Origin of the sequence: Sulfurimonas sp. (assembly GCF_016744025.1) — a bacterium.
In the GTDB taxonomy this organism is placed as follows: domain Bacteria; phylum Campylobacterota; class Campylobacteria; order Campylobacterales; family Sulfurimonadaceae; genus Sulfurimonas.
Window position 1 is genome coordinate 1 of record NZ_JADGFC010000113.1, and the last position, 8,624, is coordinate 8,624.

Sequence of the window (8,624 nt, forward strand, 5' to 3'; positions counted from 1 at the left end):
TTTTTATCTTTAAACATACAACTTAGTCTAAATTCACATACATCACCATCAGAATCTTTTAAAAAATATTTTTTAAAAGACTCATTTGCATGTTTTATTTTATTGCCATCTATAATTACAGTTGGATTATTAATAGCACATACATTATGTTTTATCTTTTTCTTTTTATCCTTAAGAATTTTTATAGATGTTTTAGCCAATACTTCTAATATATTCTTGAGATTAATGGGCTTATAAATAAATTTATTTACTCCTATATCTATTAATTTACTCATGTATTTCATTTCATTATGGGCAGATGTAACAATAATCATTTGATCTTTATTCTTTTGTTTTATCTTATGAGACATAACTATCCCATTTATAATTGGCATTGATAGATCTGTAATAACTATATCATGATTATGCTCTTCATACTTTTCTAATCCACTTTTTCCATCTACTTCTATATCTATATGATCAAATATCCTATTTAAAATACGATGCACTTGTTTTGAAATATTTTCATCATCTTCAACATAGAGAACTTTCAATCCATAACAAAGCTTTTGAAGCTTAAGAATGTAACTTTTATTCATTTGTAGACTCCTTTATTAATGGTAATGTGACAATAAATGTAGCTCCATTGTCTTTATTTTTTATTCTTAAATCACCTTTTAAATGCTCACAAATAATTATTTTACAAATGTACAATCCTAAGCCCGTTCCATTTTTTTGTTTTTTGGTAGAAAAGTATGGGTCAAATATTTTTTCAATAATATCATTTTTTATTCCACCTGCATTGTCTGAGATTATAATGTAGACATTTTTCCTACCTTTATTACAAGAAATATTTAAATATCTATTTTTTATATCTGGAGAAAAAGCTTCTTTTGCATTTGAAATTATATTTATTAGAGCTTGCATTAATTCACTTTTAAATGTAGTAAGTTTGGTATCTAAGCAATTATTTTCAAATGTCAATTCTATACTCGATTCAATAAATTGTTTTTCTAAAATAGCTATACTATTTTTTATAACATCACTTAAGATAAATACTTCTTCTTTTTTACCCTCTTTAAAAAAATCTCTAAAATCATCAATAGTATTAGAGAGGTATTTCACTTGTTTATTTATACCATCTAAGTCCTCTTGTAATATTTTCATATCAAGTTCACCAAGTAACATATTTAACATAACGTTATTGGATATCAAGCCTATTGCTGTAACAGGTTGTCTCCACTGATGTGTAATTATCTCTATCATCTCTCCCATAAGAATATTTTTTGATTTTACAAGTAAAAGCTTTTCATGTTTAGAAATTTTTTTAATAGACTGCTTAATTTTATTTTTAAGTTCTTTATTAAAATTTTCTAGTTCTAACACACCGAGACAAGCACTAATAGCAAAATTTATTTTTTGTTGAAACATACTAATTAAAGATACTAGATAATCTATATCTGCATGTCTATCTTTATATACAAAAGTTAAATATCCTATTTTTAAATCTAAAATTACGATGTTGTATTGATTATCTATATAAGTAAGACATTTTTTTTCTTCTAACTTTTTTATATCAAAAACTGTTTTGTAGAAGACACCTATATTAATAAATATGTTTTCATTATCTACTTTTGTTGAGTAGCTAACATACATAGCTTTCGTTTGGCGATAGTAAGTTATCATAACTTCTGAAATCACGCTTTCTAGTTCAAAAGTATTTCCGATAGAATTTAAGCACTCAAATTCTATTTCTTTTGCTTTATTATGCATACTTATTCTTATTATAATTTTTGAGTACTTTTAGTTAAATGGTAAAGTCTAAATTTAACTTTATCAATCTCAAGCACTATTCCAAAATTATTAAACATTGTGATAAAGGCATAATTGTCTTCTCTAATATTTCTTTCAGACTCAATATATAAAACACCTATTTTAAGACTAAAATTACAAATATATTTTATATTGTTCAATTTTAAACATCCTTTTTATGTTAAAATGCATTATATTATAACATTGTCGTATAGTTGTCCTATTTATAAATAAATGACAAAGATATGACAATATTATATAATCTAAAAGCATTTGATTGCATATATTATGAGATTTATTAAGTGAAAAGGTTAAATTTTGAAATATAAATAAATTTTCTTCTTGCGTTATGCTTAAGAAGAAAATCCACTAGAAAAAGAATCTTTTTTTACTACTATTTGTTTTTGTTTTTCTTTTCTTTTAGTGTCTTTTTCTACAAAGATTTTTTTACGAGTCTTTGGGTCTAGTTCTGTATAGTACATAACAGCAGAGTATGTACTTGGTGTTGGAGTAAATACTTGAGCTTGCTCAGGATTCATCTTAAGCTCATCCGTAGTAAAGCGCTTTAGCTCATGCATATCTTTTTCTTCACAACCCGGATGCGCTGCAATAAGATAGTAAGTTAAAAACTGTGGTTTTCCTGCTTCTTTATTTAGCTTGTCATACATCTTCTTAAAGTCAACAAGAGTCTCTTTACCTGGTTTACCCATAAGTTCTAGAACATGTTGTTGTGTATGTTCAGGTGCAACTTTCATCTGTCCTGATATATGATGCTCTACCATCTCTTTTAAATAAGAATAACCATGTTTTTTATCTGCAGTAATAAGATCATACCTAACACCAGATGCTACAAAGGCTTTTCTAACACCTTCAACTTCTCTTACCTTTCTAAGCAAGTTTATGTTTCTTCCATGGTCTACATGCATAACCTTACATAAACGATCTGCATCTACACAACGAATATCATCACATGTACCTTTTTTAAGCTTCTTAGAGCAATCATAACCATACATATTAGCAGTTGGACCTCCAACATCACTTATGATGCCTTTGTAGTCCTTATACTTGTTAAACTCTTTTGCTTCTTCAAGTATGTTGCATTCTGTACGAGTACGAATAGTTCTACCTTGGTGAACACCGATAGCACAGAAGTTACACTCTCCCCAGCATCCATGGTGAGTCATGATAGAGAACTTAATAGTCTCTAAACACTTTACTTTACCCATCTTCGCATAGTAAGGATGCAGTTCTCTTGTAAAAGGAAGATTGGAGTTAGCATCCATTTCTTTCTCATCTAAATAGTCACAAGGAGGATTTTGAATTAGAAAACGAGTATCAACTGGCTGACAAAGTCCTTTTGCATTTATTGGGTCATTATTATCATAGAAGTCATCAAAAAGGTCTATATACTTCTCCTTATCATCTAAACAATCTTGATGAGAAGGTAGTTGTATGTATTCATGGTTTGGCTCTTTTGAAATGTAACTAACACCTCTTATATCTCTATAGTCATCACCATTTTCTAGTGCATGAGTTAGTTGTTCTAATGCAATCTCTCCCATACCGTAGATAAGAATATCAGCTTTTGAGTCAAAGAGGATTGGTTTTTTCATTTTATTAGCCCAATAATCATAGTGACTAACTCGTCTTAAAGATGCTTCAATTCCACCAAGAACTAAAGGAACAGTATCTTTAAAATATCTACGAATAAGGTTACAGTAAACACTTAGAGCACGATCAGGTCTTTTATCATTTTTTCCACCAGGAGTATAATCATCAGAGTTTCTAAATTTTTTAGTAGCAGTATAGTTAGATACCATACTATCAACACTACCACCACTTACTCCCCAGTAAAGTCTAGGCTCGCCAAGTCTTTTGATATCTATATCACTTTTGATATCGGGCTGACCTATCATTCCTACTCTATATCCCATACGCTCAAGCATACGTCCAACCATAGCTACACCTATAAAAGGAGAGTCTATATATGCATCTCCACTTACTAAGATAATATCACACTGATCCCATCCAAATACGTCCATTTCTGCCCTAGTAGTTGGAAGAAAATCTTTTTCAGTAAATGTTATAGTATCTCGTGATGGTTGTTTCATTTTACTTCTTCTGCTCAAGCTAATCCAATTTTTGCAATATTTATGTATAATAGTACTAAATCAATTTAAAATAAGAGATTATATATGAACTACCCCTATGAAGATTTAGAAAACTTTACACTTCCAAGCTTATTGAACAGGTCTGTGTCAATATTTGGAGGTAGTAATGCACTTGCTAAAGTTGGACAGACACCAATGCTCTACTCAGAGCTTGGTGAAAAAGTTAAACAGATGGTTAAACTACTACAAGAAAACGGCATCTCACAAGGAGATAAGGTTGTTTTACTAAGTGAAAACATGCCAAATTGGGGAGTAGCATACTTTAGTGTTACTTATATGGGTGCTGTTATCGTACCTGTTCTTCCAGACTTTCATCCATCAGATGTTCACCATATTCTTAGACACTCAGAGGCTAAGGCTGTATTTGTATCAGAAAAACATTTAGCAACAATAGAAGAAAGTAGCGGTTCAAATATACGTTTTGTTGTAAGGTTAGACAATTTAGAAATTATTGATGAAACAAGAAATAAACATCATTTTGCAGATTTAGCTAAAAAAACAAAAGATATAGCAAAGAAAATTTCTAACTCAACGACAGTTGTAAAAGAAGATGATTTAGCTGCTCTTATATATACATCTGGAACAACAGGTCACTCAAAAGGAGTAATGCTATCTCATAAAAACCTTGTAACAAATGCTCTTTCTACTTTTTGCATATTAGACATTAACAATAATGACACATTTTTATCTATTTTACCACTAGCACATACATACGAATGTACAGTTGGGCTTATTGTTCCAATTCTTAACGGTGCAAGCATTGTGTATATAGATAAAGCACCTACTCCAAGCGTACTTTTAAAAGCTTTTTCAGTTGTCAAACCAACGATGATGCTAAGCGTGCCTCTAATTATAGAAAAAATCTACAAAAATAAAGTTTTACCAAAGTTTACAGGGTCTTTACTTATGAGACTTCTATATAAGATTCCATATGTAAGAAAAAAATTAAATAAGATAGCCGGTAAAAAACTGATAGAAACATTTGGAGGAAGATTAAAATTTTTCGGTATTGGTGGTGCTCCACTATCCCCTTTTGTAGAAAAATTTCTTATTGAAGCAGAGTTTCCTTACACTATTGGTTATGGTCTAACTGAAACCGCTCCTCTTTTAGCCGGAACAAATTTAAGTTTAAGTCCTAAGTTTAAATCAACTGGTCCAGCTTTTTATGGTGTTGAACTAAAAATAAAAGACCCTAATCCTATAACTGGAGAAGGTGAAATTATTGCTAAATCACCTAGTGTAATGCTTGGGTACTATAAAGATAAAGAAAAAGCTCTAGAAGTTATGGAAGGTGATTGGTTCTTAACTGGAGATTTAGGCTATATGGATGATGAAGGTTTTCTATTTATTAGAGGCCGAAGTAAAAATGTAATTATTTCTTCTGATGGAAAAAATATTTATCCTGAACAACTAGAATCTGTAATAAATCAAAACGAAGGTGTACTTGATTCTCTTGTAATGGAACAAGATGGCAAACTTGTAGCTAGAGTACATTTGGATTATGAACTGATGGATGAAAAATTTCATGCTAATAAAAAGACAGATGCTAAGGTTAGTGAAGATATCATAAAGCTCCTAGAAGAGATGCGTTTAGAAGTAAATACACAAGTTGCTGCTTCTTCTAAAATTATAAAATTTATGGAACAAATAGAGCCTTTTGTAAAGACTCCAACGAAAAAAATCAAACGATACCTTTACACTGAATAATTAAAAGGAGACAAAAATGATTAACAAAATAATTAAAATATTTACAATTGTTACTATCACCCTTATTGTAGTTCTTGTATTGGCGTATGGAGTGTCTCAATCAAAATTTAACAATCTCAAAAAGTATAATGAAAAAGACAATGGTCTAAATTCGGGAAGAGCACAAATATTAACTCCATCAAAAGAAAAAATTGCAATAGCAAAAGAGATGTTCTACACAACTAACGTTAAAATAAAAAAAGGAGATATGGCAAGTCTTGGTGATTTTACTATGAATATTTCTGGAAATAGAAAGCTAACGACGAACATATCTTTAAAGTTTAAAGAGAAAAAAGGCATTAATTGGTTTGGTGGAGATAGTGTAGAAGATGAAATACTTGATAAGGGTGTTGTTTTAAGAAATGCTGTTATTAATGTTATATCTAATAATGAAAATGCAAGAGTAACAAATAAGAAGATGAAAAAAGAGATAGTAAATAATTTAAATCAATATCTTAGTGATGGAGAGATAGAAGAAATTTATTATAATAATTTTATAATTCAATAATTACTAAAGTCTATCTTTATCTATGTCTATACCATTTAAGCCAAGGGCGTAGATAACATCTACTAAATCTATCTTGTCAAAGTTTTCCATAAATAATCTCTTTAACTATGTTCTTTCTGAAACTTCAGATTTTATAAGACTTGATAAAAATCTGCCTTTTCTATTTATAACAAGATCTTTAATATCTTTATCGAGTTTAATGTCACCGATAACCTCTTTGTTAGTACTATCAAAAAGTGCCCCTATCATAGAAAACATTCCAGCAAGGTAAGCTTTATCTTTTTCAGCTTCTATAGCATGATCTTCCATATTTCCTGCTAGATTAACAGCTATTGCAAGAATCATTTCAGATACAGGAGTATTGGACATTTCAGAGTATAGGTATAGTAATAACCATCTTAACAACTTATCTCTTCCAATAAGGGTTATAACTTGAACAATAGACTCTACTTTTGTATCAAGTTTATCTTGAGTATTTAAGAATTTCACTAACTTTAAAGATAAATCAGGTCTCTGTTTAATATATACTTCTATTACTTTAGTTGTAGCTTCTTCTTTTATCATCTGAATTAAATTTAGAACAATATACTGTGTAATATCTTTAGTTCTATGTATTTCTACTGTTTGTGGTTTATCAAGATAGTAACCTTGAAAAAGGTCAAAACCCATCTCAAAACACATTTTATACTCTTTTTTTGTCTCTACTTTTTCAGCAAGTAACTTAAGTCCTTTTTCTTTTAGCTTAATTACTACATTATTGAAATTAACAGGTTCTGAAGCTTGGACATCTACTTTTATAGTGAATTTTTTAATCATTTCAAAACTACAATCAAAATCATCTATTGCAATTTTGTAACCTTGATTATGATAACTTTTAATTTTAGAAACAACTTTTTTTGTTAAATCAGTTGTTTCTAATATTTCTAGCATAAATTTATTTTTATCTAAAATATCGATAAAACCTGATAGTAAAAATTCTTCATCTACGTTTATAAGAATAGTACCTGGTTCATTGATAACATGATTAATATTTGTAAGAACATTGATTAAGACATGAGACGTTGCTTTAATATTTGTAGGAAAGAGTCTTATTCCATACTCATAATCCCTAAACAACAATTCATAAGCAAACTTTTTATTATGTCTATTAAAAACTTTTTGTTTTGCTAAATATACCTTATCTAAGTTATCAATATCCATACTATCAGTCTAAAACTGTGGTTGTAAGAATGGAATAACTTGTTTCTTACGACTAAGAACACCATCTAACCATACTTGAGAGTCTTCAAGTCTACACTCAAATGCATTTTCTATTTTAGAATTATCATCACTTACAACTAGAAGCTGTGAACCTTCTTTCATTATGTCTGTTAAAAGAACAATAACACTATGAAGGCCACCCTCTTCTTTTAACTTTTTCATATCTTCAAATAAATCATCTTTCATATCATCAAATACGATTAAGTCTACTACTTCAAGTTGTCCAACTCCTAGCTTTTCATTACCCATTGAAAACTCTTTGTAATCGCGAGTAATTAACTCACGAGCAGTTGCACCTTGTACGGCAGATTTAACAATAAACATTTCCATGCCAAGAGCTTTATAGTCTTGTATTTCAGCTATTGCTGCTAGTTCTTTAACTACTTTAGTATCTATTTTTGTACATGTTGGAGATTTAAAGATTACAGTATCACTTAAAATTGCACATAACATCATTCCTGCAATATCTTTTGGAATTTCTACACCATGATAATCATATGCTTCTTTGATAACTGTATTAGAACATCCAATAGGTCTTATCCAACACTCTAATGGTGCAGAAGTAGTTAAATCACCAAGTTTATGATGATCATATATTCCTAAGATTGTGGCTTCTCCAATATCGGCAGGAGCCTGACCTAAATCAGAAAAATCAACGATATAAACATTCTCACCAGCATAAGAAGTTTTAAGTTCAGGTACATCTGCACCAAATTTATTTAAAATAAACTCAGTTTCAGGAGAGATATCACCCTGACGAGTTGGTACACAATCTTCACCAATTTGATTTTTTAGATATGAAAGAGAGATAGCTCCAACTATAGAATCCGAATCAGGATTTGTGTGTCCAAAAATATATGTTGACATTTTATAACCTTTGTAAAATTTTTTTGTTATTATACTGTACTTTTCAAAACTATAATTTAGATTTTAAATCTTTAATTTTAATTTCATATTCATCTAATATTTCACTAATACCATCTATATCAAAAGAGTCTACTTTATCTAATAAATTTTCAGAGTATTTTGTTATATTTGTTATATTGTATTTGTATAATGAACCCCTAAAACTGAACCAGTAAAATTTGTTTTCTTATTTCAAAAATGATAAAATTGAAATAGAAAATATAGGGATTAAATATGAGTGT

General features: G+C 29.4%; 7 protein-coding genes. 2 read left to right on the forward strand and 5 right to left on the reverse strand.

Going from position 1 to position 8,624, the window contains the following annotated elements:
- From QZZ48_RS12580 to QZZ48_RS12590, 3 genes are all read right to left on the reverse strand, one after another.
- On the reverse strand, positions 1-578 hold a 578-nt coding region (locus QZZ48_RS12580), incomplete at its 3' end, for a response regulator (RefSeq protein WP_294966427.1).
- Positions 571-1,752 (reverse strand): HAMP domain-containing sensor histidine kinase, encoded by a 1,182-nt coding sequence (locus QZZ48_RS12585; RefSeq protein ID WP_294966429.1) that lies wholly within the window; start codon positions 1,750-1,752, stop codon positions 571-573. The genes QZZ48_RS12585 and QZZ48_RS12580, both read right to left, overlap by 8 nt.
- A gap of 392 nt (positions 1,753-2,144) precedes the next feature.
- Positions 2,145-3,902, reverse strand: coding sequence for a YgiQ family radical SAM protein (locus tag QZZ48_RS12590; protein WP_294966431.1), 1,758 nt, complete (start codon positions 3,900-3,902; stop codon positions 2,145-2,147).
- A gap of 84 nt (positions 3,903-3,986) precedes the next feature.
- Between QZZ48_RS12590 and QZZ48_RS12595 the strand changes: the two genes are divergently transcribed.
- Positions 3,987-5,669, forward strand: coding sequence for an AMP-binding protein (locus QZZ48_RS12595; protein ID WP_294966433.1), 1,683 nt, complete (start codon positions 3,987-3,989; stop codon positions 5,667-5,669).
- Positions 5,670-5,685: 16 nt separating this feature from the next.
- Positions 5,686-6,216 carry a flagellar basal body-associated FliL family protein gene (locus QZZ48_RS12600; protein WP_294966435.1) on the forward strand — a complete coding sequence of 177 codons (531 nt, stop codon included), beginning with the start codon at positions 5,686-5,688 and terminating at the stop codon, positions 6,214-6,216.
- Between the two features lie 105 nt (positions 6,217-6,321).
- Here the strand turns inward: QZZ48_RS12600 and QZZ48_RS12605 are convergent, their stop codons facing one another.
- Together QZZ48_RS12605 and QZZ48_RS12610 are read right to left on the reverse strand one after the other, a co-directional pair.
- Complete coding sequence (locus QZZ48_RS12605) at positions 6,322-7,416, reverse strand: EAL domain-containing protein (protein ID WP_294966436.1); 1,095 nt, start codon at positions 7,414-7,416, stop codon at positions 6,322-6,324.
- Positions 7,417-7,425: 9 nt separating this feature from the next.
- Positions 7,426-8,343: a manganese-dependent inorganic pyrophosphatase gene (locus QZZ48_RS12610; RefSeq protein WP_294966438.1), complete on the reverse strand. Its 918-nt coding sequence runs from the start codon at positions 8,341-8,343 to the stop codon at positions 7,426-7,428.
- Positions 8,344-8,624 lie beyond the last annotated feature (281 nt).